Source organism: Roseibium album, from assembly GCF_001404515.1.
GTDB lineage: Bacteria > Pseudomonadota > Alphaproteobacteria > Rhizobiales > Stappiaceae > Roseibium > Roseibium album.
Map to the genome: position 1 here is coordinate 268792 of NZ_CXWE01000003.1, position 26902 is coordinate 295693.

Here is a 26902-nt window from a genome sequence, read left to right on the forward strand (position 1 = left end):
TGATGCAGCAGCCGGGAGTAGCCGAGCCACCGAGAAAGCCGCTTCTGGTGATCACCTCTCAAGTTGTCAGGGGTGGAATCAGCGGCCGTGGTCTGACCTTTTCGCTGGAACGGATCGGACATGACGTCTGGTTTCTGCCGACAATCGTCCTGCCGTGGCACCCGGGGCACGGAAAGGGCACTCGCATTGTTGCGTCATCAACCGACTTTGCCGCGATCATTGGTGATCTGACGACGTCGCCGAAACTCGGCGAGGTCGGTGGCATTCTTACCGGTTATCTTGGCAACGCGGACCAGGCTGCGGCCATCGCCACACTGGTGAAAGCCGTCAAGGCGGCAAACCCGGATGCGCCCTACCTTTGCGATCCGGTTATCGGAGACCACCACAGTGCCTCCGGCGGCGGTCTTTACGTTCCAAAGGCAACCGCACAATCGATCCGTGACGACCTTGTTCCACTAGCAGATATCGTCACGCCGAACGCCTTCGAGCTTGGCTGGCTGACGAAACGGGACATCGAAACAGAGCTACAGGCCCTGTCTGCCGCCCGCGCGCTCGGCAACGAACGTGTTTTGATAACGTCGTCCCCGGCCATGCGCCGCAATGCCATCGCCAATTTGCTGGTCGGTCCACGCGGTGCCGTCGCAGCTGAACACGCGGCTATTGACAGCCCTCCCCATGGAACGGGCGACCTGATTGCAGGGCTTTTCCTGACCAATCATCTCGCTGGCCTCAATGACGAGGAAGCCTTGAAGCGCGCTTCCGCCTCGGTCTTCGAACTCGTCGCAAGAAGCGTCAAGAAAGGGGCGGATGAATTGATGTTCGCCCAGGAACAGCAGTCAGTCGTTCGGGCTATGGCGCTGGTGACCTCGCGGCGCGTGATCGAAACGAAAGCCCGTGCCTGAAGACAACGATCTCTGGCTTGCCGGCGTCGACGGATGCAAGGCAGGCTGGGCCGCCGTCATTCGAAACCTGGCCGATCCGGCGTCAATCCGTCTGGAAATCGTCCCGGATTTCGAATCCCTCGTGAACTTCAGTCCTTCCCTTGGCATTATCGCCGTTGATATGCCCATCGGCCTGCCGGACTTCATTTCACCAGGCGGCCGAGGGCCCGAAAAGGCAGCACGCATGCATCTTGGCGACCGCCAGTCATCCGTCTTCGCCGTTCCGTCCCGTGCTGCCGTCTACGAGACAGATTACAGCGACGCCTGTTCATCAGCATTCAGGACGTCCGAACCACCCAGGAAAGTCTCCAAACAGTGCTTCTTTCTGTTCCCCAAGATCCGGGAGATTGATGCCCTGATGACGCTGGATCTGGAAAAACGGGTCTACGAGGTCCATCCGGAACTCGCCTTCTGGCGGCTGAACGGCGAGCGGGAAATGAGCCTGCCGAAAAAGGTCAAGAGCCGCGCCAATCCGGAAGGTCTCGACCAGCGACGGGACCTTCTCGTCCGCAACGGTCTGCCGAAGGAGTTCCTTGACCAGCCGCCTCCAAAGGGCTGCGGCCGCGACGATCTGCTGGATGCAGCAGCTAACAGCCTGATCGCGGAACGCATTCACCTTGGCCTGGCCGCTCCGTTTCCCGAATTCCCTCGAAGGGATGACCGCGGTCTCAGAATGGCGATCTGGGCTTAGTGCTAACTTGTCAAACACTGGCTCCAGTCCGGCGCTTAGCACCTAAAGACCATCCAGCAATGCCATGATCCCGTTACGGATCTCCGGACCGCGCACGATTTCTCCGTGACAGGGCACGACGACACTGGGAACGTCTTCACCCAGGCGATTACGGACCCAGTTCGAGAAGCGTTCCTTGTCCTTTAACCCGTATTTCGGAAAAGTCTTCAGGAATCCGATTTGCGCTGTGTCCTCACCCTTTTGCCTGATGCCGCAAAAGGCATCGGTGACAACCCACACCACTTCGTTTCCACGTCGGACAACCAGCCAGACTTCACCGGTCTTGAGACCTTCGGGTTCGACGAGCGTGACGGTTTGCGGCAAGACCTCCGAAAGCGCAGACAGGGATCCGAATTGGCTCCCCGTCACTTTTTCGAGCCTGGGTCTAGCTGCATCCGAGCAAACGAGATCTGCATTCCCGAAAGCTTCGACATGCTCGGGAATAGCCTTGTTGTGATAATGGTTTGGTGCGAACAGAAACCGCACGGGCTCTTTGTGCCCAAGCGCCGTGCTGGTGCTTTCGACAGGACTGTAGAGGCAGACCCCTCCGTCAGAAAGACGCGCCACCGTCGCGCGGAGGTTTCCGCGCCGGATGGTCCAAAGACCATCGATACCCTTTACACTTTCCAGCATCGGTTCTTGTCGTGTCATGACAGCTCCATGGATTTCAATTGGCTGCAAAGGATATCGACGAGCTGTATTCCTGCGTCGGTCTTCTGATCCAGCCGGTTTTGGGCGTGCACGCCCATGACCGCGGAGACCAGCCCCTTGGCAATCTGTTCGGGATCAATGTCCGGATCGATTTCTTCTGCTGCAATGGCGTTTTGCAGGCAGACAAGAAAGCTGCTTTCGAGCTCGTGCCAATACCGCCTGACGGCCTCTTCGAGGCGTTTACTTCCAACACGGGCATTCTCAATGCCGGTGTTGACGATCAGACAACCGTACTTGCTTGACGTCATCGACCCGTCCGTCACCAGCGACGTCAGGAAAACGCTTATCTGCCGGAAACCACCGTCTCTCACAGGCTGCATGGCATGAGAGATCGCCCTTTCGGTGTAAAGCTCCAGCGCGGTCAGGTAGAGCCCTTCCTTGCCACCGAACTCGCTGCGGATCGCGAATTGGTTGAGCCCGGTAAGGTGCTCAAGCTCTCTCAGACCGAGAGCCTGATAGCCATGTTGCCAGAACGCGTAGACCACGCGTTCAACAACCTCTTCAACATTGTAACTCTTGGGACGGGCCATTTGACGTTTCTCTACAACTGCATGGAAATTATTCCTATACACTTGCAGAGAAATGTCAAGTGCCCGATTTTCCGAACCCGAACTGCCTGCCCCTTCCCTTTTCGCCAGAACCTGCTAAAACGCGCGCCGCTCATGTGAGGTGAGCCACCGGTCGCAGCCTACCCGGTGCTAGCGAAAACAAGGGACCACATCGTTGAAAGCACTTGTCATCTGTTCCGGCGGAATGGATTCCGTCACACTTGCGCACAAAATGGCGCAGGACCACGAACTCACGGGTCTGATCTCATTTGATTATGGCCAGCGACACAGGAAGGAACTGGATTACGCCAGAGCCTGTGCCGATGAACTCGATACCGAGCATATCCTGATGGACATTGCCAATATCGGCCGCCAGCTGACAGGTTCGGCGCTCACCGATGATCTGGATGTTCCGGACGGCCACTATGCCGAAGACACCATGAAAATTACCGTTGTGCCGAACCGCAACGCGATCATGCTCACCATTGCCTACGGCATCGCTGCCTCGCGCGGCGCGGATGCCGTCGCAACCGCGGTCCATGGCGGTGACCACTTCATCTATCCCGATTGCCGTCCGGCCTTCACGTCCAGCTTCGAGACAATGCAGCGCCACGCGCTCGACGGCTATGCGGAGATCAGTCTGTTTACCCCTTATGTCCATGTCAGCAAGGCGGACATTGCGTCAGAAGGGCTGCGCCTCGGCGTCGACTACCGCAAGACCTGGTCCTGTTACAAGGGCGGCGAAAAGCACTGCGGTCGCTGCGGTACGTGTGTCGAGCGTCGAGAGGCATTCCATCTGGCAGGCGGCATCGACCCGACCGAATACACGGACGCGGACTTCTGGAAGGCGGCCTGCAATGTATAAAATTACCAAGGAGTTTCATTTCTCCGCGTCCCATCAGCTTCTCGGGCTTGGAGAGGACCACCCCTGCAGCCGGTTTCACGGTCACAATTATGTGGTCGAGGTGGAGCTGGCCTCCGACGAGCTGAACACCATCGGTTTCGTCCGGGACTACAATGAGCTGAAGTCTCTGAAAGCCTACATTGACGACACACTCGACCATCGGCATCTCAACGACGTACTCGGCGATGATTGCGTGACGGCCGAACGCCTGGCGAAACATCTGTTTGACTGGTGCAAAGTGGAATGGCCGGAAACCATGGCCGTGCGGGTCAGGGAAACACCGAAGACCTGTGCCGAATACCGGCCGCTGGTCTATGTCCCCGTGGAGGCGCGCCGATGAACACGCAAACCATTCGCGTCAACGAGATCTTCGGCCCGACCATCCAGGGCGAAGGTGCCCTGATCGGTCAGCCCACCGTCTTCGTCCGCACCGGCGGCTGCGATTACCGTTGCTCCTGGTGCGACACGCTGCATGCGGTCGACAGTGCCTATCGGGACGACTGGCATCCGATGACACCTGCCGCCATCATGATGCAGGTGGAGATCCTGTCCGGGCATTGCCCTTTGACGGTGTCGCTATCCGGCGGCAATCCGGCCATCCAGCCGCTTGGCGGCCTGATCGACCTCGGACGCAAGGAAGGTTACCGGTTCGCGCTGGAGACCCAGGGAAGCATCGCGCGGGACTGGTTCAGGGATCTTGACGTCCTGACTCTCAGCCCGAAACCGCCCTCAAGCGGCATGGTGACCGACTGGCAGAAACTGGCCGAGTGCGTGGAAGCCGCAGGCCCGTCGACACAACTGGCCCTCAAGGTAGTGATTTTCGACGAGAACGACTACGCTTATGCCAGGGAAATCGCCTCGCGCTATCCGCAACAATCGCTTTACCTGCAACCGGGCAATCACACACCCCCGGCACCGGATCAGGAAGACGGGGTCATCGATATGGCCGGCATCATGGACCGCATGCGCTGGCTTATCGACCGGGTCACCACCGACCGTCTTTATTCGGCGACCGTCCTCCCTCAGCTGCATACACTCATCTGGGGCAATCTGAGAGGGGTTTGAGTCAGGCCGTCTTTCTCAAACCTTAACCGGCGGAGCCGTGCCAGCTGCATCTCGCGCGCCTGGACAATGTCGTTATCTGGAGAAAACCATGTCCGACAAAAGCATTTACGAAAACCTGACCCAGCTGGGAGCCTCGACGGATCTTCCAGGTGACCCGGACGAGGCTGTTCTGGAAAAGGTGCCAAACCCGCAGGCCGGCACCGGATACATGGTGCGTTTCGTCGCCCCCGAATTTACCTCGCTGTGCCCGATCACCGGCGCACCCGACTTCGCTCATCTGGTGATCGACTATGTACCGGAGGAATTTCTGGTCGAGAGCAAATCGTTGAAACTGTTTCTGGGTTCGTTTCGCAATCATGGTGCGTTCCACGAAGATTGCACGGTTTCCATAGGCAAGCGGCTGGTCGACCTGCTCGATCCGCAGTGGCTGCGAATCGGTGGCTATTGGTATCCACGCGGCGGCATCCCCATCGATGTCTTTTATCAGACCGGTCCGGCACCGGATGGTGTCTGGATCCCGGATCAGGGCGTCCAGTCTTATCGCGGGCGAGGCTGAAGTTCCCAGGCATGGACCGGGCTGGACCCGACATTCTCTCCCTAGATTGTGATATCCAGGTCGACAATGGCGCGTTTACCGATCTTGTACGGTCCCCATTCAAGCGGGTTTTCGATGGCGTTGCCATCCTTGTCGAACCCCTGAAGTTTTACCGAGCAGGTCTCACCAGCAGTGACGGTGAAGCCTCCGCTTTGTGGGAACCTCGCCGAATCCCGGAAGAAAAGTGTCTTGAACCCTCTCAGTTCCCCGTCTCCGGAAATTGTTCCGATTACGGACATCGCATCTTTGGGACCGTAAAGAACACTCACCGGCCCGACTGCGTTTTTCCTCGTGAGCTTGACTGATATCCAGGCCTTGGTTTCGTCTCGGGGTCCCGTTACTTCTTCCGGAATATCCAGTGATCTCAAGCCGAGTGTTCTAAGAAGCTTGTTCACACCTTTGCTGCCTCCCGCAACAATCATCGCTGTCAGAATGTATCCGATAACCTGACCATCCAGCATTTTGGATGGTTGTGTGTAGATATTGAACAGGTCGGTTACGACATCGAGCTTGAAAACGCTCCAGACCAGCAACAGGGAAAAGGCGAACCCGACCAGCGGGTTCAAGGCGGACGTATTGAAATGCCGCATGTAGGGGCGCCACCGGAACAATAGCGCCAGGCCGCTTTCGACCAGAACGGCCAGGATGAACAGGATAAACACCGCCTTGAAGGATTCGGTGTAGACTTCCTGGCTCCCCCAGGGGCCATAGTCCTCCTGGACCGAAACCGTTGCCGTTTGCGTGTCTCCGCCCAGGGTGTAGGTAACCGTGTCCGTAAATGCCCCGCCATTGTCGGGGGCGAAATAGATCAGGACGTTGTCTTTGCTTTCACCCACTTCCGCGGCGACTTTAACACTTCCGTACTTTGCGCCTTCGTTTTCGATGGTCTTTTTCGACCGGAGGATTTCGACCACGCCGTCAGGTTTAACCTGAAATGTGGATTGGGCGAGCGCGGTGGAGGTGCCGCCTGCTGCAATCACGGCAAGAAACACGAGTGTCAGTCCGAACCATTTTCTCAAAGTTCTGCAAGTTAATGATCTTTGTCTCATAACCGCCCCCCAAACTCGTCAGATATCCAATTCCCTCATGATTGAGGAAACAGCCTCGACCACCTCTGGTAATCCACACTAACATTCTCCACACGGTTATAGAATTCATGCAGCAGATCTATTTCCTGCAACGCTGGTCTCTCCGGAACTGAAGTTCGGGGTCGGCAACACCTTGTCCCGATGCGCGCCAGGCATTTTGTGTGCAGGTTCAGAGGCGAGTGAAAATGCAACTTCCAAAAAGAATAAATTTCTCTTCCATCGGCCTACCATGACGCGATATCTATGGCTCGACATCAGCAGGGAATCGGTCTTGCAACAAAAAACGTCGCAATAGACCGGTCAGATATTCCTTCATGACGTACAAACTCCGTATGGCTGAAACTCACGGGTTCCGGCATGTGGGATTTCGTCTCCAGTGGAACGGAAAGGGAAATCATGTCCAAGAAGGGCATCATGATCTGCGGCCACGGCAGCCGCGCGAAATCTGCCGAAGAAGAATTCGCTCTTCTGGCAAAAGGCGTGCGACGGCTGTATCCGGATATTCCGGTCGAATACGGCTTCCTGGAATACTCGGCTCCCAACATTCACATGGGGCTCGACGCCTTGCGCGATGCCGGCGTTTCAGAGATCATCGCCGTACCGGGAATGCTGTTTGCCGCCACCCACGCAAAGAACGATATCCCGTCCGTGCTGACAACCTATCAGGACAAGAACGAAGGCCTCACGGTTCGCTATGGCCGTGAACTTGGTCTTCATCCGCAGATGATAGCGGCATTCCAGGCCCGCATCCTGGAAGCACTCGGTGTTGATCATGTTCACGACGGCGACCTCTATGACACGATGCTGGTTGTTGTCGGTCGCGGGACATCCGACACGCTGGCCAATGCCGAAGCCGCACGCCTGACCCGTATCGTGTCGGAAAACCTGGGCTTCGGCTGGTCGGAAACCGTGTATTCCGGCGTCACCTTCCCCTCCGTCGGCCGCGGTCTGGAGATGGCGCTGAAGCTCGGCTACAAGAAGATCGTCGTCGCTCCCTATTTCCTGTTTTCGGGCAAGCTGATCGACCGGATCTACAACTATGTCGACCGGGTTGCAGCGTCCGTGCCTGACGTGACCTTCTACAAGGCGCATTACCTTTCCGACCAGGACCACGTCATCAACACGTTTGCTGAACGGATCGAGGAAGCCGCTACCGGTACGATTGTCGAGACGCAGGACCTGATGGCATCCTTCAAGGACCGGCTGGCAAAAGGCGAGATCGAGGTTCACCACCACCATGCGGAATTCCGGGATCCGCTGGATGATGAAACAAAGGACGGGGACGGGCACGATCATGATCACCACCACGGTCATGGTGCCGGTCATTCACACGATGACCATGACCATGGCCACGGCCATCACCACCATCATGGGCATAGCCATGGGGTCTACAAGCATATCGGCCACCCCAACGGTCCGCGCACGATGATCGATCAGGGTGTGTGCTGCTGCTTCATGAGCCAGTTTCCCCAGGAAGTCATCGACGAGGAACGTGCTCTGCGCATCGAACCCACCGGGGCCTCCGCCAGCGCCTGACCCTGGGTTGGACCTGAAATTCCATTAGCCGCTGTATCTGGGTCCCGGCTCTTCCCCCAGTGCATCAGCAACAGAAAACAAAATCGCTGAATCGAAAGGATCCCCGCTCAGAGCGGGGATCCTGCATTTGCAACACCTTGATACGGCGGAACGCCGATTGTTACTCCGCTGGCGCACCGGGTGCCGGTGAACCTGCTGCTCCGGAGAACGCCTTGTCCTTGATCTCGACGAACTTGTCCGACATCTGGGAAAGTTTTGCATCCCATTCCGGGTTCGGCGTCTGACCGGCCGTCACCTTGAAGAAGACCTGCATCATCAGCGTGATTGCGAGCGGTTCCAGAACGGCTGCCTTGACTGCCCATGCGAAGATGATGGCGAACACGAGGCCGCCAGCGCTCCAGGATCCCGGCATCAGGTAAACAAGTCCGGCAGCGGGCGCCAGCATGAAGAGAAACACCAGAATGGCAATGATATAGGTGAAAAGCGCGATGAATGCGGCGTTCTTCAGCATCAGCTGGTAGTTTTGTCCGTAAAGGACAAGTGCCTCGCGCGCAGATGCCCAGGCGTTGTCTGATCGGGTCCGGATTGCGTGGGCCAGAATGACCTCATCGACAAAGCCGACGGCAACTTTCATGAATGCCCGGAACAGGGAAACAAGACCGTTCAGTCCGGGTATCGGCAGGACGGAGGCAATGCTTTCGACAAATCCGCTGATCGCCCGGATCACACCTTTCACAAGCTGGTCGAGACCGAAGAGGGCGCTCGACTGAACGAAACGTTCCTTGACCACCTTCGCTCCATACGCCACCTGACCTTGCCCGTCCGGCAGGTCCTTGTCGTCCATGAGTTCGACCAGGACCGCAATGTGCCCGGCCTTGACCGTATAAAGAAGATATTCGCGCAGCAGATAGATCGCTGTTGCCGTCAGCCCGAAACCGATCAAGCCACCCCAGAAGGCAAACCCGGCCTGACTGTCCGGCCCGCCGAACCAGCCTAGCCCATAGCCGATACCGGCACCGAAACCCGTCACGACCACGTATGCAACGGCAATTCCGCCATAAACGACAATTCTGAAAACAAGATAGGGAAAAGTTCGCACCATCAGACCGACGGCACGGGGAAAATCAAAATCCCACATAAAAAACTCCTGTCATTCGCAGGTTATCCAGACAATGACCCTAGGTTAGACAATGTCCGGCCTCTGCGACAAGAGAGGACGTCACAGTTCGTCCCAATCCATTGTGCGGACCCTCACCTGAATGCTCAGGAGCTTTCGCGGCTGTCCTGGGAAGTGTGGTCATGGGGATGGAAAATTCCATGATACCAGAAGCTGTTCCACAGGTGTCTGTGCTGAGAAGTATCGGCCTCTTTTTCGGCTGGTGATCCGGAAGCTGCGTCCGGCTTGTCTGCCTCTGCCGCATCGACCCGGTCAAGATGCTCCCCAAACAGCAGAACGTTGCCGTCGGGATCAACCGTTTCAAATTCCCGCATGTTCCACGGCTGGTTCGCGATGTCTTCGGTAATATTGGCGCCTGCCGCCTTTACCAGCGCATAAAATCCGTCGACGCCATCGACAAAACAGTAGGCTGTCGTGCCGCCTGGCTTGTCGCTTCGTGTCAGGTGCACGCCAGACTTGCCACGTTCCAGCACGGCATATCGCACCGGCTCGCCTTCCTGATCAGCCCATTCGAAAACGACATCGAACAGCAAATTGTCGCGGTAATAGGCAAGAGAAGCCGTAAGATCGCTGACCCGAAGCACAGGGGCGATGTGGGAAATCTCTGGTGATCCGGTTTCAGTCATGGTTCCAAACCCGCAAGTTGCGAAGCCTTGGGAATTCCCGGCGCTAGAAGCACTCGAGCATGGCTCCGGTGTTCTCGTATCTGCCTGTTGCCAGATCTTGCGGTGAAATGCGGAAATAGACAATACCCGCGTCGCCCCAGACCCAGTTCATTGCATTGTCACCGGCAAGGTGCAAAAGCAACAGGCTGTCTGTTGGTCCAGCACTCGGATTGGACTGCAATGCATCGAACTCGCCACCGACACGATGGGGGCGGCTGTCGAAGAGCTTACGCCAGTAGGGCTCAAACGCCTTCAACACGCTCGTCGGAATACTGTCACGAAGTTCCGGATCAACGTAGTTGTCGGCAACGAATTCCCAGAGTTGAACGTAATTCTTGTTGTAAAAGTCCCAAAGTGAGATCTCCCTTTCGAGGGCGAAAAACTCACCGTTGCTGTTTCGTTGAAACCTGAAATAGCTCGTTCGGGTTTGCTTCAGGTATTTTTGAATTTCCAGCCATTCGTCTTTGGCGAGCACCCGATTGCGATCAGATGAACTGACCTGATCGATAATGTTCTCAAGATCCCGGACCGCCTCCATTCGCCAGGCGTGATTGGCGCGAGCCACGGCATCCCGATAGTCTTTTAACGAGTCAGCCGAAGGATAACGGTCCAATACAGCGGCCAGCCGGATCTGGCATCCCAGTTCCACTTCCAGCTTCCGGATATGCTCCCTTTTTGTCTCTATTTTCTCGTCGCCTGGATCACCGTCATCCTGCGGGGAATTCCGAAGCTCTTCCAGCGTGTGTTTTAACGCCGGAATATCCTTTTTGAGCGACGCAAACGCGTCCGGGTTCATCAGGCCTTCAATGACCTCGTCGTTCCACTCCGGCTTCAACGGGTGTTTTCCAAGCCGGGTCCTGATGGAGGTCAGGATCGCAAGCGCCATCTGCTCGGTGAAGGGGTCGGGTACGGGTGGACGCTCCGCATCCGACACCTCCTGACCGGCATAAAGCGTTGCAGCGAAATGATCGGGCGTCACGCGTTGAACTCCGTTTTCGTCCTCCAGGAGACGGTTCGGAACAGTTACGAAATCGACGGGCCAGCGGCGCCAGCTTCTCGGAATCTCGTCGATTCCTTCCAGATACCCGTAATTCGGACCGGAAAAGGTCCCGTCATGCACCGGGCCGAGGTCTTGGGGCAGTTCCCGCTCCACTCCCAGCGACTGTGTATGGATGACCCTGTAACCTTCGCCGTCGCCCTCCGGCCCACTGCTGTTCGGATCGACGAAAAACAATAGCCAGCCATCACGTGGACCAAGGCCGCCCCAAAGATCTTCAGGAAAATCCGAACAGCGCAGCTGCGCCAGAAAATGCAGCGGAATTTCGCCTCGCTGCGGATGATCGCGCGACAGGGATCTCGGCCAGGGCACATTGTCCGGCATCATCGGCAACCCGCCAAACCAGGACCGCGGCGCCTCATCTGCACGGATCGGCACCTGACGGCGCAATACGACCGAGACTGTTTCGAGAATTTCGGTCGGCAACGCAGTATCATGGCCGACATCGTGTGCAGACTGCCCAACCCGGTCGTAAACACCCTCGCGATTGGCTCCTTCCCCAACAACCGTGTTTCTTCTTTCCGCAGGTTGATGAACCACCCGTTTCATACGGCCTCCTGCCCGGTAACCGGAGGCATCCAGCACATTCTGGATACGATCAGCCCCGATGGCGACCGCCTCAAACTGCTTCTTGTGATTGTTCTTTTGAAGAAGATTATAGAGAGTTGAAAAAATCAACCATAAAATAGTAACAAAAATAATCGATATTAGTACCAATCCTGAAATAAATATAATTCCGGCTTCATCTTGAAGATATTCTGGCATTCCAAAGTCCAATGCGAAGCGAGATCCTGATCGATCTATGCTTACATTCATTAAACCTTGGTAAATTGCATCAGCAGCATTTTAAGATCCCGGCTTTCCATGCCTGATAAACCAAAAACGGGCCCAGCAGGGCCCGCTCAAGTCACTCTTTCCGGCTGGTTCTGGTCAGCTCGCTACCAGGTTCCGCAGCACATATTGCAGGATACCCCCGGCCTTGATGTATTCCAGTTCGTCCTCGGTATCGACGCGGCACAGGCATTCGATCGTCTTGGTCGTGCCGTCCTCATAGGTAACCTCGACATCCATCATCTGGCGCGGTTTGATGTCGGCGATGCCCTTGATGGTGACGCGCTCGGTGCCCTTGATGCCGTGAGATTGCCAGCTCTCGCCTTCCTTGAAGGTGAGGGGGATGACACCCATGCCAACAAGGTTGGACCGATGGATACGCTCGAAAGACTGGGTGATCACTGCCCGGACGCCGAGAAGTTTTGTGCCCTTCGCTGCCCAGTCACGGGAGGAACCTGTTCCATATTCCTTGCCGGCGAAGATCACCAGCGGGGTGCCGGCGTCCTTGTAATCCATGCAGGCGTCGTAGATCCATTCCTTCTTGCCGTCCTTCATGGTGACGCCGCCTTCGACACCCGGAACCATCTGGTTCTTGATGCGAATGTTTGCGAAAGTGCCGCGCATCATGACCTGGTGGTTGCCGCGGCGCGAGCCATAGGAATTGAAGTCCTTGCGCGCGACCTGGTGCTCGGAAAGATACTGGCCCGCCGGGCTGTCTGCCTTGATGGCACCGGCCGGAGAGATATGGTCGGTGGTGATGGAATCCAGAAACAGTCCCATGACCGCCGCATTCTCGATGTCTTCGAGCGGTTTCGGCTCCATGGTCATGCCTTCGAAATAAGGCGGGTTCTGAACGTAGGTCGAAGAGACCGGCCAGGTATAGGTCAGTCCACCCTCTACCTTGATGTTCTGCCAGTGTTCATCGCCTTTGAACACATCGCCGTAGCGCTCGCGGAACATTTCCTCGGTGATGGAGACGCGGATGAGATCGGTGATCTCTTCCGTGCTCGGCCAGATGTCTTTCAGGTAAACGGGATTGCCGTCCTGGTCCTCACCGAGTGGATCCTCGGTGATATTGACATTCAGGCTGCCGGCAATGGCATAGGCGACGACCAGCGGCGGTGAGGCCAGGTAGTTGGCGCGCACGTCCGGGTTCACCCGGCCCTCGAAATTGCGGTTGCCGGACAGCACCGAGCAGGCAATCAGGTCGTTGTCGTTGACGGCGGCGGAAATCGCCGGGTCCAACGGGCCGGAGTTGCCGATACAGGTGGTGCAGCCGTAGCCGGCAAGGTCGAAACCGAGCGCATCAAGGTCTTTCTGCAGGCCTGCCTTTTCCAGGTAATCGGTCACGACCTGGGACCCCGGCGCCAGGGAGGTTTTCACCCAGGGCTTGACGTCGAGGCCTTTTTTCAACGCGTTTCGGGCGACCAGACCGGCCCCGATCAGGACCGAGGGGTTGGATGTGTTGGTGCAGGAGGTGATGGCGGCGATCACGACGTCGCCATTGCCGATGTCGTAGTCCTTGCCCTCGACAGCGACGCGTTTCGAAAGCTCATCTGCCTTCTTGAACTCGTCCGCCATGGTCTTGGCAAAGCCGGATGCGGCATCGGAGAGGTTGATCCGGTCCTGCGGGCGCTTGGGTCCTGAAACAGCTGGAACCACTGTGTTGATGTCGAGTTCCAGCGTATCGGTAAATTCCGGCGCTTCACTACCCGCGCGGAACATGCCCTGCGCCTTGGAGTATTCTTCAACAAGCGCCACGCGGTCCTTGTCTCGGCCGGTTGCTGCCAGGTATTTCAGCGTTTCCTTGTCCACCGGGAAGAAACCGCAGGTCGCACCATATTCGGGAGCCATGTTGGCGATGGTAGCCGCATCTTCGAGGCTGAGATTGTCGAGACCCGGACCGTAGAATTCGACGAATTTACCGACGACACCCTTCTGGCGCAGCATTTCGACAACCCGCAGCACAAGGTCGGTCGCGGTGATGCCTTCATTCAGTTCGCCGGTCAGCTTGAAGCCGATGACTTCCGGAATCAACATGGAGATCGGTTGGCCGAGCATGGCGGCTTCCGCCTCGATACCGCCCACACCCCAGCCCAGAACCGCCAGGCCATTCACCATGGTCGTGTGGCTGTCTGTCCCGACCAGTGTGTCGGGGTAGGCGACGGTTTCACCGTTTTCATCCCGGGTCCAGACAGTCTGGGCCAGGTATTCCAGGTTGACCTGGTGACAGATACCGGTTCCCGGGGGCACCGCACGGAAGTTGTCGAATGCAGACTGGCCCCAGCGCAGGAATTCATACCGTTCCTGGTTGCGCTCGTATTCCAGATCGACGTTCTTCTTGAACGCGTCCTTGGTACCGAAATAATCGACCATGACCGAGTGGTCGATGACGAGGTCGACGGGAACCTGAGGGTTCACCTTTTCCGGATCCCCGCCGAGTTTGACGGCTGCGTCGCGCATCGCGGCAAGATCGACGACGGCGGGCACGCCGGTAAAGTCCTGCATCAGGACGCGGGCCGGGCGGTAGGAAATCTCCTGAGTGGATTTCCTTTCCTTCAGCCAGTCGGCGCAGGCGACAATATCTTCCTTTGTCACCGTGCGCCCGTCTTCGAAGCGCAGCAGGTTCTCAAGGACCACTTTCAGCGAAAAAGGCAGTCTGGAAACACCTTCCAGACCGTTCTTTTCCGCTTCGGGAATGGAAAAATAGGTGTAGGTCTTGTCGCCGACCTGAAGCGTCTTTTTGGATTTGAAACTGTCGAGGGACTGGGTCACGGCACGTGCTCTCCTTCACTGTCCGTACAGCCGGACCGCGTCTTTCCAGCTGCCTGTCATGATCTCAGGCGATTCCGGGGAAGGAACCGTATGTGCCCGTTCCGGGCATTATTGCAGCGCTTCTTTTGTTGATCAAACGGCCTTTGCCGACAATTTCGCGCGCCTCGCTGCCCCTATACAAAACTTTGGCACCGTTCACCAGCGATTGAGTGCCTGTCGTGTCCTGGAGGACGCAACAAGTGATCAGCCGTGAAGGCCGGAGCCTTGGTCAAGGAAGTCAGCTTCTTTTTATATACAAACGTATACAAAATTTTCCATACCCGAAATGGCGATGACTTGGCGCCGATCGTCGCACTTCGGGATGATGCTGGCCGAAGACAGGACTGCAACGATGATGCAACCACAGATCGGGGTATCATTGCGACACCTGATTATTGCACCGTTAACCCGTTCCGGCTATCAAATCGGCCATGCGCTGTATTTTCCTGTTTGTATTCGTTTTCAGCCTTGTGGCGTCCGTATTTCAAACCAGCGCCCAGGAACCGGTCCAGGAACCATTGGAGATCGGTGAAGCGGGCACGGAATACCTCCGTTCGATCCGGCTGCAGGGGATCGATTCAGATGTTTCCTATTTTGATCCAACCGCCCCGCCACCGAAGCTGGACACGCAGCAACAGCCATCCGCACAGGAACAGGAAGCCAAGGGCCGGACGTCATCCGGCACCGGCACTCGCTGGACGTTCGGCGTGATCGCGGCTCTCGTGCTGGCCGGGATCGTCTACCTTTTCCTGCGGTTTGGCGGAAACATCGCGGTTTCTCTGAAACGGGACACCGACAACCCGGAGAGCAAACGTTCGGGTGGAGTGCAAAATGCACCTCTGTGGGCCGAGAAGCTTGGATCGTTCAATGACATCCTGCGGATGGCAGACAGGCGGCGCGCACTCGTGTTGCTGACCCAGAAGGTGTTGGCTACGCTTGCCAAGACCAATGGTGTGCTCATGCAGCGCAGCTGGACCGCACGAGACACTCTCGGACATATCCCGCTCGGACAACCGCAGCAGTCGGTTTTGCGGAACCTCGTATTGAACAGCGAACGTGTACAATTCGGCGGACGGGATGTCTCGGAAGATGAATTCCGCGAGCACGTCTCTTCCTGTCGCCAGTTGCTCGGGACAGGTTCGGTATGAGCGACACGACCACCACGCCCCGTTCCGGCGGGCCACGCATCGAGATCCTGTTGATCGCAGCTGTTTGCATAATCGTGCTCGCAGGGATCTGGTATGTCCTGACACAGCGTCAGCAAACACTGCGCAGCTCTCCGGCAGGCCTGGACGGATTGCAGGTCTGGCTCGCGTCAAACGACGTGACTGCCTATAATTTCTCCAGCGGCTGGCCGATTGACCAGACAACGGTCGATCTGCTGGTGCTGCCGGTCTACGACACGTCGCTGGACGAGACGCACACCTCGCCGGCAACGAAAGAAGAACTGCTGCTGCAGCCGGACGAATACGACCTTGGGACCGAGGCAATCCTGACCAAGGCCCAGAGGGTCCCGACACTCCTCGTTCTGCCGAAATGGCGAAGCGGCATGCGACTGACGGGCCTGGCACACCCGTTTATTCTGATCGGCAAGGACGGGATTGCAAAAACTCTCGGTGACGTCACCGGTGGCAGCACGCCTGAAATTGTCTTTGGCAAAACACCGTTTACGGAATTCCGTTACAGGTCGACCGTAGGCGAAGAATTGCGCGCCAGCCTTTACGCTGCGCAGATGTTCCGAAATGAAAGCTGCACACCAATAATCGGTACTTCGGACGCCATGATCCTGGGTGAGTGTCCTCTGCCTTCCGGTCTGGAACCGGACGACGACGGAAGCCGCACCAGCATGCTGGTGCTGTCCGATCCGGACCTTCTGAACAATCACGGACTTCGTCTCGGCGACAACGCCCGGATCGCGCGCGATTTCCTGTCCTCACGGACCGATGAGGGTAACATCGTGATCGATTACAGCCGAACCTCCTGGCTGCGAGATCCATTCGAGGAACCGGAGCGCGAACGGACCTGGGCCGATCTGCAACGCTTTTTCGGCCCCCCCTTTCTCATCCTCTGGCTCGGTGGTGGATTGCTGCTGGCACTCTTCCTCTGGCGCGCGGCCCTGCGTTACGGACCTGTGCTGCGCGACCGCGCTGAACCTGGCGCATCCAAGGCACTTGCGATCGAGGCAAGAGCCAGGTTGATGCGCCTGTCCGGACAGGACGGCGCCCTGGTTCGCGAATATGCGGCGGCCCGGATTTCTGCCGTTGCATCGGCGCTTTTCGGTCCTGCGCACGCAGGCCATTATGCGCAGGAGGATGAATTCCTGAAGTTTGCGGATCGTCAGCATCCTGCAGAAGCGGCCCGGCTCCGCTCGGTGCTCGACGGCATTCAAAAGCTGCCGGTGCGCACCCACGCAGTTGAAGCCATCCACCTCATTGACGAATTTGAACAGGTTTTGGAGCAAATCACCCATGACGCTTGAGGTCCTACGCCAACGGACGGACGCCCTGAGGACCGAGATCGGAAGAACCGTTCTCGGCCAGGACGAAGTCATCGACCTGCTGCTGGTCGCCCTGTTTGCACGCGGGCACGTCCTGCTCGAAGGACCTCCGGGTACGGCGAAAACGTTGCTTGCCCGGAGTTTCTCCGCTGCTCTTGCTCTGGATTTCGGCAGGATCCAGTTCACGCCGGACCTGATGCCCGGCGATGTTCTGGGAACATCCATATTCAATTTCCAGACCAACGCTTTTGTCCTGACAAAAGGTCCGGTGTTTTCGCAGGTTCTCCTGGCGGATGAAATCAATCGCGCGCCACCCAAGACGCAGGCGGCACTGCTTCAGGCCATGAACGAGCGGATGGTCAGTATTGACGGAACAGATCACTCGCTCGGCAGCGAATTCATTGTTGTTGCGACCCAGAACCCGATCGAACAGCAAGGCACTTACCCGTTGCCGGAAGCCCAGCTCGACCGGTTCTTGTTCAAGCTCGTGATCGACTTTCCGCCCGAGGCAATCGAAATGGCGATCCTGCGCCAGCATGCGGCCCAGCCTCTGGAAGCCGGATTGGAAACGGCCAACCTGTCGAAAGTCCTCGATGCCGCGGCGCTTGCCGAAACCCGGTCCCTTGTCGATGGCATTATCCTCAAGGACGACATTCTGGCCTATATTCTCCGTCTTGTCCGGGCCACCCGCGAGAACTCGGAAATCGCCTACGGTGCATCGACACGTGCGGCCGACGCGCTGGTCAGCGCAACGCGAGCATCCGCGGCGTTGAACGGACGTGACTTTGCCATTCCCGACGACGTCAAGCGACTCTTCACCCCGGCCCTTCGCCACCGCATCGTGCTTGGTCCGGCAGCGGAAATCGAAGGACGAAGTTCCGACCAGGTTCTGGAAAACATTCTCAATCAGATCGAGGCACCCCGCTGATCCGGCCGTCCAAAAGACTTCTCGCGCTTGCCGCCGCCACGTTGCTGATCTCCCTGATCATGATCGTGGCCAGCACAGCCTTGCGTGATCTGGCAATCCTTCCCTGGATACTGCTGGCGCTCCTGATCATGGTCGACATGGCCACATCGCTTCGCCGGCCCGGAAATCTGACGGTCGAGGCTCCACCGGAGATTTTTGTTGGAGAAACAGCAACCCTGCACCTGCATCTTGATCGTGCGCGTGCGAACCTGAACGCAAAGCTCGACTGGCCAGAAGGACTGAGCGGCCGGAAGGAATTTGAATTCAACCCCGGTCCGGATGACACGCTTGAAACGAGTGTCCCTTTTCGCGCTGTGCGGCGTGGCGTCTGGCAGCTCGACCATCTCTGGCTCTTTTGGGACTCCCGACTGAAACTGCTTGAATTCGTTCCAAGGCTCGATCTTCAGGCGGAACTTCGGGTCGTGCCCAACATCCGCCAGGTCCAGTCCGGGGAAATCACGACGACGGTCATGTCGACGCTCTACGGCGTCAAGGAAAACCGGGCTCTCGGTGAAGGATCGGAATTTCACCAGTTGCGGGATTTTGTTCCCGGGATGGACATCAAGTCCATCGACTGGAAACGCTCGGCGCGCCGCCGGTCCCTTGTCGCGAAGGAACTGCGCGCCGAACGGAACCATCATGTCATCATCGCGCTCGACAACGGCTATCTGATGCGCGAGGAAATCGGAGGGTTGCCGAAAATCGATCACGCGGTCACGGCGGCGCTCGCGACCGCCTGGGCTGCCGCTATCGGCGGCGACCTTGTCGGCTACTATTCCTACGATGTGCGTCCGCGAACCTTTTCCGCCCCGGCTCCGGGACGCAACGCCTTTGCCCGCTTGCGCAACTGGACTGCCGAGCTCTCCTATGTCAGCCGTGAAACCAACCACACCCTGGCATTGACGGAATTGAACGCCCGCACTCCCAAGCGCAGCCTGATCATCGTCTTCACCGATTTTATCGATACGACATCGGCCGAACTCCTGATCGAGAACATCGGCATCCTCACCAAGCGCCATCTGCTGATCTTTGTTGCCATCCGCGATCCCGAACTTGAAACGTTGATCGAAACGGCACCGGATGACATTGACGGTGCTGCGACACTGGTGGCCGCGAACCAGTCGATCAACGAACGCCGGCTGGTGCTTGAACGGCTCGCGCGCATGGGTGTCACGATTGTCGACGCAAAACCCAATACCGTGACGGCACGTCTCATTTCGACCTATCTCGAGATCAAGGCGCGGGAGATGATTTGATGAAAGATCAGGATCTCATGCGCTCGGCGCGGTTCCGCAAGGAACGTGAAACGGACTGGCGACGCCTTGAAACCCTGGTGCTGGCCGCTGAACAACGGGGCCTGCAGCACATGGATTTCGCGGAAGCCCGGGACCTGGCTTCGCTCTATCGACAGGCGACGACATCGCTTTCGATTGCCCGTGAAATCTCGCTCGACAAGGCCCTGCTCGGGTATTTGGAGGCCCTGACGGCACGCGCTTATCTTTGCGTCTACGCGCCGCAGGAACGACTCGGCGGCGTTTTTCACCGGTTCTTTGCTCAAAGCGCACCGCAGGCCATGCGACGGTCCTGGCCGTTCCTCGTTCTCGGTTTTCTGTGCATGGGTCTCGGCGCGCTTGCCGGATACCTTCTCTATTTCGAAAGTCCGGACTGGTACTATGTCTTTTTGCCGACCGAACTGGCCGGCGGCCGGGGTCCGGACGCGACGTACGAATCTCTCAGGGCGGTCATCTATGATGAAGACCCGAATTCGTCCGGGCTTGGCGCATTTGCGACCTATCTTTTCTCGCACAACACCCGCATCGCCATTTTTGTCTTCGGACTTGGCGTTTTTGCCTGTGCTCCCGCGATCATCCTGACATTCTACAATGGACTGATGCTGGGTGCCTTCTATGCGCTCCATGTCGATCGCGGCCTGGGACCCGACATTGCGGGCTGGCTGTCGATCCACGGCGTCACGGAACTCTCTGCAATCTGTATTGCGTGTGCAGGCGGACTGAAGCTGGGAACGGCTCTTCTCTTCCCTGGAGATCTATCAAGGGTCGCATCCCTCCGCCGGGCCGGGCGGGACGCCGTGAAATTGGCGCTTGTCGCAGCGCTGATGCTGCTCGTTGCAGCATTTCTGGAGGGCTTCGGGCGCCAGCTTGTGCAGGACATGTACATGCGCTTCATCATTGGCTGGGGCATCGGCGCTCTCTGGCTTATCTGGTTCGTGTTCGGAGGCCGGGTGCAAAGATGATCCTGCGTCTGAAAAAGAAGAACAGGAAAAACCGGCCACCGCGGAACGAGTTGATGCCGCCGGAAGGCGTGCCGCTGACCTTGCCGATCGCAGGTGTTGGCGTCCGCCTCGGTGCCCAGATCACGGATATAACGATCACCTTCATGGCGTTGGTCGCCATCATGATCCTGCTGGCGATGCTGAACATCACCAGCCCGCAGACGATGATCGCGATCGGTGCACTGCTGTTCTTTCTGATCCGCGTTCCCTACTACGTTCTTGCCGAACTTGTCTGGAATGGTCAGACGCTCGGCAAGCGCATCTTGAAAATCAAGGTTGTTTCTCATGACGGCGGGCCCCTGACGACCCATGCACTCGTCTTGCGCAACATGATGAAGGAAGCCGAGGTCTTCTTGCCCGGAACCCTTGTCCTGATGCTGGATGCGTCCTCTCCACTGGCCTCTCTCGGCGCCCTTGTATGGATATTGATTTGCCTGCTGATACCGGTCTTCGACCGGTACCGACGACGGCTCGGCGACATGATGGCCGGCACACATGTCATCCATTTGCCGGTTCCGGTTCTGCTGAAGGACCTTGCGAGCGAACCCCGCATGATCTCACTGAACCGCAAGGAATTTGTCTTCCTCTCTCACCAGCTCGACCATTACGGGGCATTCGAACTGCAGACGCTCGAAGGATTGCTGAGAGCACAGAACACGCAACCGACGTCCGATGGCGGTGCGCAACGAAACAAGACAATTGCCGCGATCGTGGAAAAGATCCGCAAGAAGATTGGCTATGCCAACCCGGTACCGCCCCCGGACCGGCTTCGATTCCTTCAGGCGTTCTACAAGGCACAGCGGGAACATCTGGAACAACGCCAGCTGTTCGGTGACCGCCGCGAAAACAAGCACTACGCGAACAATGGAGAGGACGCTTGAGACCTGAAACATCCGTCCGGATGTGTGTCTGAAAAGCGCCTGGATGCTATTTGCGAGACTTTCGATGACCGAGACGAACAGCACAGAATCTATTGTTCCGCTTGGGGTGGGAACACTTATCGGCGACAGCTTTTCGATCCTGTTCAGGAATATTGTTCCTATTGTTCTGATCGCCTTTGTTCCAAGTCTTCTGGGAGTGCTCCTGTCCGGATACCTTGTCGGGTTCGAGGCACTTCTGAGCCTCGGAGAAACGGACGAACCTTCCGGCGCGGCCAGTGCATTGACAAGTCTGGTCGATCTCGTCGTCTATTCGCTGACGACCGCGTTCCTTGTTCAACTCGCCTATGACGCGAAACTGAATCGGCCGATCAGGATTGCGAAATACATCCGCCCTGCGCTGGCGTCGGTCATCCCGATCGCGATTCTGGGCATCGTGGTAGGTTTGCTCATCGGTCTTGCGGCCATCGCCTTTATCATTCCCGGGCTTTGGGTCTACGCCGTTTTTTCCGTCATGGAACCGGCCGTCGTCATCGAGCGGCTCGGCTTCAGGGGCCTTGGGCGGAGCGAAAAGCTGACGAAGAACTATCGTTGGCCGATCGTCGGCGCACTGGTCCTGGCATGGATTTGCGCACTTGTCGTCATCGTGGTCGCACTGTTCGCCGCTGATTTCGCCCTGACCAGCGGTGTTCTTGCCGTATCCATTTTCCTGTACGCGACCTTCACGGCAGTCGGCACCGGTCTTCTCAGCATCCTGACCGCCCTGATCTACGCCCGCCTGCGCGAGATCAAGGAAGGCGTCAGCGTCGACCAGATTGCCGAGGTGTTTGACTGATGTAACAGGGACGACAACAGTTTCCGGACCAGTGCTTGTCGCTCGCATTCATTGGAACTAGGGTATCGGGGTACAAAAACATGAGCCGCCTTCCGATGCCTCCTGGCGGTTTTTCGGGGCCCCATTTGAAATTACGTTTTTAACTGAACGGAGCAATTGCATGACTGACGCATCCCTTGGCCAACCCAGGGTTCCCCTTGGTGTGGGCGCGATTATCGGTGAAAGTTTTTCGATCCTGTTCGGGCACTTCGTCCAGGTCATCATCATCGGATTTGTTCCGACACTGATCGGCTTTCTGATCTCCGGCCTGCTGACCGGTTTTAATGTGGCGCTTGGGCTGGAAGCTCAGGATTTCAGCGGCCCGGGTAGCGCTGTGGCCAGTGTTTTGTCCATCGTTATCAATATGGTGGTCTATTCCATCACGACGGCGCTGCTGGTGCAGTTGGCATACGATGCCAAGCTCTCTCGCCCGATCCGGATCGTCCGGTACCTTGGACCTGCCATAAGCGTCGTGGTGCCGCTCGCGATCATGACGATCGCCGTGACAATCCTGGTTGGTATCGGCTTCATGCTGTTGATCGTCCCCGGCCTCTGGGTCTACGCCGTGTTTGCGGTCATTGCGCCTGTCATAGTGATCGAGCGCGTGGGATTCGGTGCGATGGGACGCAGTCGGTTGCTGACAAAAGAGTATCGCTGGCCGATTGTCGGTGCGCTCATCCTTGCGCTTATCCTGTCCATGATCATCAGTTTTGTCGCACTTTTTGCTGTGGGCATCATTGCCTCGTTCGGATCGATTGGACTGGTTCTCGGCGTCATTCTCTTCGCCGGCCTGTCGACCCTTGGCGCCGGCTACATGAGTATCTTGCTTGCGTTGGTTTACGCTCGTCTTCGCGAAATCAAGGAAGGTGTCAACGTCGACCAGATCGCGTCCGTCTTCGATTGATGTGGATCCGGAGCGCTGTGGATGTCTTGCAGCGCTCCGAAACCATGGTTCAACAATGTCACGGAAGATCAGACCGGCACGGTTTAAAACCTGGACAACCAATTCTGCTTCAAAGAAACCTTCGAATGTGAACCGCCTTGCGCAAACCAGGCGGAAAACAGAACCACGGCAGATGCTGCGACCAACAACCATTAGCGAGCAACTCCAAATTGCGAACTCCGAGCATCAAGCCGACTAAAGCTGCCCCTTCAGCGCAACACTTGGATATACCTGTCAACTCTGGGATTGAGCCACGGCCGCCGCTTGGCACAGGCACCGTGATCGGAGAGAGTTTTTCTATTCTCCTGAAAAACTTTGTTCACGTGATTGTCGCATCAGCGGTACCAGTGATTTTGTTTTTCCTGCCGATTGGCTTCATGATCGGCAACAATCAGATGCTGGATCTGGAGGCACCGCAATTCGACTGGCCGGTCTTGTTGACTTACTTCGCGATTTCACTTTTCGCGATGTGTGCAGCCTTTTCCGTGTCGGCCGCGGCCGTGAACAAGCTTGCATATGACGCGAAGTCTTTTCGAACGGTGAAGGCCTCGAGCTATTTCAAGCCAACTCTCTCGGCTGCACCGGTTATTGCGTTGCTGACCATCGCGATGGGCGCAGCTCTCTTTTTGGTCTGGGTTTCAATCTCCGTCTTAAGCTCAGTTTCATCGCTCCTGACGTTCTTCACATTTCCGGTTTTTTTCGTTGTTTACTTCTGGACGGTCGCGGCCTGCTCCCTCATGCCGGCCGTTGCTGTCGTTGAGAAAGCCGGGTTCTCAAGTCTGAAGCGCAGTATCGCGCTTACAAGAGGCTATCGATTTCCGGTTCTTGGAACCATTTTCCTGGCAGGATTGTGCAGCATCGCAATTCAGATCGCGATTTCGATTTTCACGTTTCTGGTGACGCTGACCGCATCGTTGGCGTCAGAAACCCTCGGCGCCATCCTGTCATTCGCGTCTTCCCTGATCGCGTTCGCGCTCATGATCGGCTACCTGTGTATCGTCACCAGCCTCATTTACATCCGGCTTCGGGAAATCAAGGAAGGCGCAGGTATCGATCAGATTGAAGCCGTTTTTGAATAGCAGGGACACTGCGCCTCACACGCCGCACTCCTTCAGACCTGATCCGGCACGCGCCGATGACAACCATCTGCGGGAAACACCATCGACTTGATAAAGATTAAGGCTGCCGAATTTGCTTGCATGATATCTGCGCGCAGAACTAACAAGACAAACGTTCAAATTCATGCGGAGCAGCCTTCTGAAACTCATCGCCGAAAATCTGACCATTGATCGCGGCGGGCGCCGGGTGTTTCAGGACCTTTCCTTTTCCCTGTCGCAAGGCTCGGCACTGGTCGTGACCGGCGCCAACGGCATCGGCAAGTCGTCGCTGCTGCGCACGCTTGCCGGGCTGGTTCCACTTGCCGCGGGTACGATCCGCCTGGAAGGTGGTGAGACAGACAGGCTTCCCCAGGAACAGGCGCACTATTTCGGCCATCAGGATGCGGTCAAACCGGCTTTGTCCGTTCTGGAGAACCTGCGTTTCTGGCAGAACTTTGCCGCCGCATCCGTTTGTGAAGACTTCACCGGCTCGACCCTTTCCCCCTCGCTGGTCCTGGAAACTCTTGGCATCGGCCACACGGCCCATCTGCCTGCCGCATATCTGTCGGCCGGGCAAAGGCGCCGGCTGTCCCTCTCGCGCCTTCTGGTCACGCCGCGTCCCGTCTGGCTGATGGACGAACCGACTTCCGCGCTCGACAAGACATCCGAACAGCAACTTCTCGGGATCATGAACGATCACCTCGCGTCAGGCGGCCTGATCGTCACGGCCACCCACACCGAATTGGTGCTCGACCGTGTCGAAACACTGCATCTTCAGGCTGCTGATCCCGCCGAACAAGCTCCGGAGGAGGCCTTGCTATGACGGGTTGGGCGATGGCCTTGTTTCAGCGTGATCTGCGCCTCTCGGTTCGCATCGGCGGCAGCGCTCTTGTCGGCGTCCTGTTTTTCCTCGCCGTCGTTACGGTCATCCCGTTCGGCGTCGGCCCGGACCTCAACCTCCTGGCGCGCATTGGCCCTGCCATCCTTTGGATCGGCGCGCTGCTGGCAACGCTTCTGGGGCTAGACAGGCTGTTTCAGGCCGATCGGGAGGACGGCACGCTGGACCTGATGATGATGGCCGGCAGGCCTCTGGAACTGGTGATCCTGATCAAGTGCCTGGCACACTGGATCGCAACCGGGCTGCCGCTGGTCGTTGCGGCCCCCTTGTTGGCAATCTTTCTCAATCTGGATCCGGTATCCATGGGTGCGGTTACGTTGACACTGCTGGTGGGGACGCCCGCCCTGACATTGATCGGCGCTATCGGGGCATCCCTTACCGTGTCATTGCGCAGGGGAGGCCTGTTGCTTGCCGTTCTGGTGATCCCCCTTGCCATACCGGTTCTGATCTTCGGGGTCAGTTCGGCGGACGCGGCCATACACGATCCGGTTCCCTTCCTGACACCGTTTCTGATCCTGTGTGCCCTTACGCTGATCGCCGCTGTTGTTGGTCCTATCGCGTCGGCAGCCGCCTTGCGGTTTTCGGCAGATTAGGAATTTTTGCATGAACCCGGGAACACGAAACCTGCCAACGGGCCAATCGGGTGGTGGAGTTCGTTTCTGTCCGGCCCGGCAACGCATGGGGGTCACGAATTCCCGCGCAGGATGACGTCAATTCGGTTTGGATGATTTTCGCACGGGTTCCCTGTTTCGGACAGGCCCTCACCCCTTCTTGATCAAACGCAATGCGATCTGCGACGCTTGGGTGCATTGAAGGCGGCGGGAGAGTAAAGTAAGTAAGACGCTATGGCATTTTGGGATTATGCAAATCCGACGCGGTTCTTGAGGCTGGTGCAGGTCGTTCTGCCCTGGCTGATCGGTTTTTGTGTCCTCGCATTTGCTGCCGGCCTGTACATGGCCTTCTTCACGGCACCGGAGGACTATCAGCAGGGCAACACCGTGCGGATCATGTACATCCATGTACCGGCCGCCTGGCTCTGCATGATGTGCTACACGGTTATGTCGATCTCATCGATCGGCACCCTCGTCTGGAAGCACCCGCTGGCGGATGTTTCCGCCAAGAGCGCCGCTCCGATCGGCGCGGCCTTCACCTTCATGGCGCTGGTCACCGGCTCGCTGTGGGGCAAACCGATGTGGGGCACCTACTGGGTCTGGGATGCGCGCCTGACGTCAGTCCTGGTCCTTTTGATCATGTATCTCGGCCTGATGACACTCTGGCGGACAATGGATGACCCCATTAAGGCGGGCAAGTCTGCTGCCATTCTGACGCTTGTCGGAGCGCTCAACTTGCCGATAATCAAGTTTTCTGTCGACTGGTGGAACACCTTGCATCAGCCGGCGAGCGTAGTGCGCATGGATGGCCCAACCATCCATCCGGATATTCTGTGGCCGCTGCTGGTCATGGCCGTCGCATTCACGCTCCTGTTTTTCGTCCTCCATCTGATGGCAATGCGAAACGAAATCCTGCGCCGCCGCGTGCGCGCCCTGCGCATGCGCGCCGCGAGCGTATCCCGGCCGGGAACTGCTGCCGCAACGGCGCAGCCAGCGGAGTAGACCAATGGAACTTGGAACACATGCCGGCTTCATCATTGCCTCATACGCTCTGTGTATTCTGACCGTCCTTGTCTTGGTCGCCTGGGTCAGGATTGACAAGGCCAACCAGGAACGCGCCCTGAAGGAACTGGCCGAGCAGGGCATATCCCGTGCCCGGCGGGTTCACGAGAGCAGATAACC

General features: G+C 57.5%; 27 protein-coding genes. 20 read left to right on the forward strand and 7 right to left on the reverse strand.

All coding sequences use genetic code 11. The features are described from left to right. The first annotated feature begins 2 nt into the window (after positions 1-2). Together pdxY and LA5095_RS10690 are read left to right on the forward strand one after the other, a co-directional pair. Positions 3-902, forward strand: coding sequence for a pyridoxal kinase (pdxY, locus tag LA5095_RS10685; RefSeq protein ID WP_108874454.1), 900 nt, complete (start codon positions 3-5; stop codon positions 900-902). Then, the gene (locus LA5095_RS10690; RefSeq protein ID WP_055114758.1) at positions 895-1632 is read left to right on the forward strand and encodes a DUF429 domain-containing protein; all 738 of its coding nucleotides are present in this window, start codon (positions 895-897) and stop codon (positions 1630-1632) included. The genes pdxY and LA5095_RS10690 overlap by 8 nt, the downstream gene beginning before the upstream one ends. A gap of 42 nt (positions 1633-1674) precedes the next feature. Here LA5095_RS10690 and LA5095_RS10695 read toward each other — a convergent pair whose 3' ends face one another. Both LA5095_RS10695 and LA5095_RS10700 read right to left on the reverse strand, forming a co-directional pair. Continuing rightward, positions 1675-2322 carry a hypothetical protein gene (locus tag LA5095_RS10695; protein WP_055114760.1) on the reverse strand — a complete coding sequence of 216 codons (648 nt, stop codon included), beginning with the start codon at positions 2320-2322 and terminating at the stop codon, positions 1675-1677. Continuing rightward, the gene (locus LA5095_RS10700; protein ID WP_055114762.1) at positions 2319-2912 is read right to left on the reverse strand and encodes a TetR/AcrR family transcriptional regulator; all 594 of its coding nucleotides are present in this window, start codon (positions 2910-2912) and stop codon (positions 2319-2321) included. The genes LA5095_RS10695 and LA5095_RS10700 overlap by 4 nt, the downstream gene beginning before the upstream one ends. Before the next feature lie 193 nt (positions 2913-3105). On the opposite strand from LA5095_RS10700, the gene queC reads away from it, so the two are divergent. The 4 genes from queC (at position 3106) to queF (ending at position 5455) form a co-directional block, all read left to right on the forward strand. Then, positions 3106-3795 carry a 7-cyano-7-deazaguanine synthase QueC gene (queC, locus tag LA5095_RS10705; RefSeq protein ID WP_082442483.1) on the forward strand — a complete coding sequence of 230 codons (690 nt, stop codon included), beginning with the start codon at positions 3106-3108 and terminating at the stop codon, positions 3793-3795. Continuing rightward, a complete protein-coding gene (gene queD / locus LA5095_RS10710) occupies positions 3788-4174 on the forward strand; it encodes a 6-carboxytetrahydropterin synthase QueD (protein ID WP_055114766.1) in 387 nt (128 codons plus the stop codon). The genes queC and queD overlap by 8 nt, the downstream gene beginning before the upstream one ends. Next, entirely contained in the window at positions 4171-4899 is a 729-nt protein-coding gene (queE, locus tag LA5095_RS10715; protein ID WP_055114768.1) for a 7-carboxy-7-deazaguanine synthase QueE, read from the forward strand. Before queD ends, queE begins: the two co-directional genes overlap by 4 nt. Positions 4900-4987: 88 nt before the next feature. After that, on the forward strand, positions 4988-5455 hold the full coding sequence (gene queF, locus LA5095_RS10720) for a preQ(1) synthase (RefSeq protein ID WP_055114770.1): 468 nt from the start codon (positions 4988-4990) through the stop codon (positions 5453-5455). A gap of 41 nt (positions 5456-5496) precedes the next feature. On the opposite strand, the gene LA5095_RS10725 is transcribed toward queF, so the two are convergent. Further along, complete coding sequence (locus LA5095_RS10725) at positions 5497-6513, reverse strand: hypothetical protein (protein ID WP_055114772.1); 1017 nt, start codon at positions 6511-6513, stop codon at positions 5497-5499. Between the two features lie 465 nt (positions 6514-6978). On the opposite strand from LA5095_RS10725, the gene LA5095_RS10730 reads away from it, so the two are divergent. Continuing rightward, entirely contained in the window at positions 6979-8118 is a 1140-nt protein-coding gene (locus LA5095_RS10730) for a sirohydrochlorin chelatase (protein ID WP_055115578.1), read from the forward strand. A 160-nt stretch (positions 8119-8278) separates the two neighbouring features. Here LA5095_RS10730 and LA5095_RS10735 read toward each other — a convergent pair whose 3' ends face one another. From LA5095_RS10735 to acnA, 4 genes are all read right to left on the reverse strand, one after another. Then, on the reverse strand, positions 8279-9256 hold the full coding sequence (locus tag LA5095_RS10735; protein WP_055114774.1) for a hypothetical protein: 978 nt from the start codon (positions 9254-9256) through the stop codon (positions 8279-8281). Between the two features lie 125 nt (positions 9257-9381). Continuing rightward, positions 9382-9921 (reverse strand): bleomycin resistance protein, encoded by a 540-nt coding sequence (locus LA5095_RS10740; protein ID WP_055114776.1) that lies wholly within the window; start codon positions 9919-9921, stop codon positions 9382-9384. A gap of 43 nt (positions 9922-9964) precedes the next feature. Next, positions 9965-11566, reverse strand: a complete 1602-nt coding sequence (locus tag LA5095_RS10745; RefSeq protein ID WP_158510364.1) for a DUF1963 domain-containing protein — start codon at positions 11564-11566, stop codon at positions 9965-9967. Positions 11567-11947: 381 nt separating this feature from the next. Then, on the reverse strand, positions 11948-14623 hold the full coding sequence (acnA, locus tag LA5095_RS10750; RefSeq protein WP_055114782.1) for an aconitate hydratase AcnA: 2676 nt from the start codon (positions 14621-14623) through the stop codon (positions 11948-11950). A gap of 470 nt (positions 14624-15093) precedes the next feature. Here acnA and LA5095_RS10755 point away from each other — a divergent pair, with 470 nt between their 5' ends. The 13 genes from LA5095_RS10755 (at position 15094) to ccmD (ending at position 26900) form a co-directional block, all read left to right on the forward strand. Continuing rightward, positions 15094-15810 (forward strand): hypothetical protein, encoded by a 717-nt coding sequence (locus LA5095_RS10755; protein WP_055114784.1) that lies wholly within the window; start codon positions 15094-15096, stop codon positions 15808-15810. Then, entirely contained in the window at positions 15807-17141 is a 1335-nt protein-coding gene (locus LA5095_RS10760; RefSeq protein WP_055114786.1) for a hypothetical protein, read from the forward strand. The genes LA5095_RS10755 and LA5095_RS10760 overlap by 4 nt, the downstream gene beginning before the upstream one ends. Further along, entirely contained in the window at positions 17131-18087 is a 957-nt protein-coding gene (locus LA5095_RS10765) for an AAA family ATPase (protein WP_055114788.1), read from the forward strand. The genes LA5095_RS10760 and LA5095_RS10765 overlap by 11 nt, the downstream gene beginning before the upstream one ends. A 59-nt stretch (positions 18088-18146) precedes the next feature. After that, the gene (locus LA5095_RS10770) at positions 18147-19382 is read left to right on the forward strand and encodes a DUF58 domain-containing protein (RefSeq protein ID WP_108874456.1); all 1236 of its coding nucleotides are present in this window, start codon (positions 18147-18149) and stop codon (positions 19380-19382) included. Beyond that, entirely contained in the window at positions 19382-20380 is a 999-nt protein-coding gene (locus LA5095_RS10775; RefSeq protein ID WP_055114790.1) for a stage II sporulation protein M, read from the forward strand. Before LA5095_RS10770 ends, LA5095_RS10775 begins: the two co-directional genes overlap by 1 nt. Beyond that, complete coding sequence (locus LA5095_RS10780) at positions 20377-21300, forward strand: RDD family protein (protein WP_055114792.1); 924 nt, start codon at positions 20377-20379, stop codon at positions 21298-21300. Before LA5095_RS10775 ends, LA5095_RS10780 begins: the two co-directional genes overlap by 4 nt. A gap of 64 nt (positions 21301-21364) precedes the next feature. Further along, on the forward strand, positions 21365-22132 hold the full coding sequence (locus LA5095_RS10785) for a hypothetical protein (protein ID WP_055114794.1): 768 nt from the start codon (positions 21365-21367) through the stop codon (positions 22130-22132). Between the two features lie 160 nt (positions 22133-22292). Next, positions 22293-23075 carry a hypothetical protein gene (locus LA5095_RS10790; protein WP_055114796.1) on the forward strand — a complete coding sequence of 261 codons (783 nt, stop codon included), beginning with the start codon at positions 22293-22295 and terminating at the stop codon, positions 23073-23075. Positions 23076-23461: 386 nt separating this feature from the next. Then, positions 23462-24193, forward strand: coding sequence for a hypothetical protein (locus LA5095_RS10795; protein ID WP_144435951.1), 732 nt, complete (start codon positions 23462-23464; stop codon positions 24191-24193). A 178-nt stretch (positions 24194-24371) separates the two neighbouring features. After that, positions 24372-25034: a heme ABC exporter ATP-binding protein CcmA gene (ccmA, locus tag LA5095_RS10800; RefSeq protein ID WP_055115582.1), complete on the forward strand. Its 663-nt coding sequence runs from the start codon at positions 24372-24374 to the stop codon at positions 25032-25034. Further along, positions 25031-25702, forward strand: coding sequence for a heme exporter protein CcmB (ccmB, locus tag LA5095_RS10805; protein WP_082442485.1), 672 nt, complete (start codon positions 25031-25033; stop codon positions 25700-25702). Before ccmA ends, ccmB begins: the two co-directional genes overlap by 4 nt. A gap of 252 nt (positions 25703-25954) precedes the next feature. Then, positions 25955-26722, forward strand: coding sequence for a heme ABC transporter permease (locus LA5095_RS10810; RefSeq protein ID WP_055114800.1), 768 nt, complete (start codon positions 25955-25957; stop codon positions 26720-26722). Between the two features lie 4 nt (positions 26723-26726). After that, the gene (gene ccmD, locus LA5095_RS10815) at positions 26727-26900 is read left to right on the forward strand and encodes a heme exporter protein CcmD (RefSeq protein ID WP_055114802.1); all 174 of its coding nucleotides are present in this window, start codon (positions 26727-26729) and stop codon (positions 26898-26900) included. The last annotated feature ends 2 nt before the right edge of the window (positions 26901-26902 follow it).

Excerpts from the sequence above, each read along its gene's own strand:
- pdxY (WP_108874454.1), top strand. The coding sequence starts at position 3 with ATGCAGCAGCCGGGAGTAGCCGAGCCACCGAGAAAGCCGCTTCTGGTG.
- LA5095_RS10695 (WP_055114760.1), bottom strand. The coding sequence starts at position 2,322 with ATGACACGACAAGAACCGATGCTGGAAAGTGTAAAGGGTATCGATGGT.
- LA5095_RS10700 (WP_055114762.1), bottom strand. The coding sequence starts at position 2,912 with ATGGCCCGTCCCAAGAGTTACAATGTTGAAGAGGTTGTTGAACGCGTG.
- queD (WP_055114766.1), top strand. The coding sequence starts at position 3,788 with ATGTATAAAATTACCAAGGAGTTTCATTTCTCCGCGTCCCATCAGCTT.
- queE (WP_055114768.1), top strand. The coding sequence starts at position 4,171 with ATGAACACGCAAACCATTCGCGTCAACGAGATCTTCGGCCCGACCATC.
- queF (WP_055114770.1), top strand. The coding sequence starts at position 4,988 with ATGTCCGACAAAAGCATTTACGAAAACCTGACCCAGCTGGGAGCCTCG.
- LA5095_RS10730 (WP_055115578.1), top strand. The coding sequence starts at position 6,979 with ATGTCCAAGAAGGGCATCATGATCTGCGGCCACGGCAGCCGCGCGAAA.
- LA5095_RS10735 (WP_055114774.1), bottom strand. The coding sequence starts at position 9,256 with ATGTGGGATTTTGATTTTCCCCGTGCCGTCGGTCTGATGGTGCGAACT.
- LA5095_RS10740 (WP_055114776.1), bottom strand. The coding sequence starts at position 9,921 with ATGACTGAAACCGGATCACCAGAGATTTCCCACATCGCCCCTGTGCTT.
- LA5095_RS10745 (WP_158510364.1), bottom strand. The coding sequence starts at position 11,566 with ATGAAACGGGTGGTTCATCAACCTGCGGAAAGAAGAAACACGGTTGTT.
- LA5095_RS10755 (WP_055114784.1), top strand. The coding sequence starts at position 15,094 with ATGCGCTGTATTTTCCTGTTTGTATTCGTTTTCAGCCTTGTGGCGTCC.
- LA5095_RS10760 (WP_055114786.1), top strand. The coding sequence starts at position 15,807 with ATGAGCGACACGACCACCACGCCCCGTTCCGGCGGGCCACGCATCGAG.
- LA5095_RS10765 (WP_055114788.1), top strand. The coding sequence starts at position 17,131 with ATGACGCTTGAGGTCCTACGCCAACGGACGGACGCCCTGAGGACCGAG.
- LA5095_RS10770 (WP_108874456.1), top strand. The coding sequence starts at position 18,147 with ATGATCGTGGCCAGCACAGCCTTGCGTGATCTGGCAATCCTTCCCTGG.
- LA5095_RS10775 (WP_055114790.1), top strand. The coding sequence starts at position 19,382 with ATGAAAGATCAGGATCTCATGCGCTCGGCGCGGTTCCGCAAGGAACGT.
- LA5095_RS10780 (WP_055114792.1), top strand. The coding sequence starts at position 20,377 with ATGATCCTGCGTCTGAAAAAGAAGAACAGGAAAAACCGGCCACCGCGG.
- LA5095_RS10785 (WP_055114794.1), top strand. The coding sequence starts at position 21,365 with ATGACCGAGACGAACAGCACAGAATCTATTGTTCCGCTTGGGGTGGGA.
- LA5095_RS10790 (WP_055114796.1), top strand. The coding sequence starts at position 22,293 with ATGACTGACGCATCCCTTGGCCAACCCAGGGTTCCCCTTGGTGTGGGC.
- ccmB (WP_082442485.1), top strand. The coding sequence starts at position 25,031 with ATGACGGGTTGGGCGATGGCCTTGTTTCAGCGTGATCTGCGCCTCTCG.
- LA5095_RS10810 (WP_055114800.1), top strand. The coding sequence starts at position 25,955 with ATGGCATTTTGGGATTATGCAAATCCGACGCGGTTCTTGAGGCTGGTG.
- ccmD (WP_055114802.1), top strand. The coding sequence starts at position 26,727 with ATGGAACTTGGAACACATGCCGGCTTCATCATTGCCTCATACGCTCTG.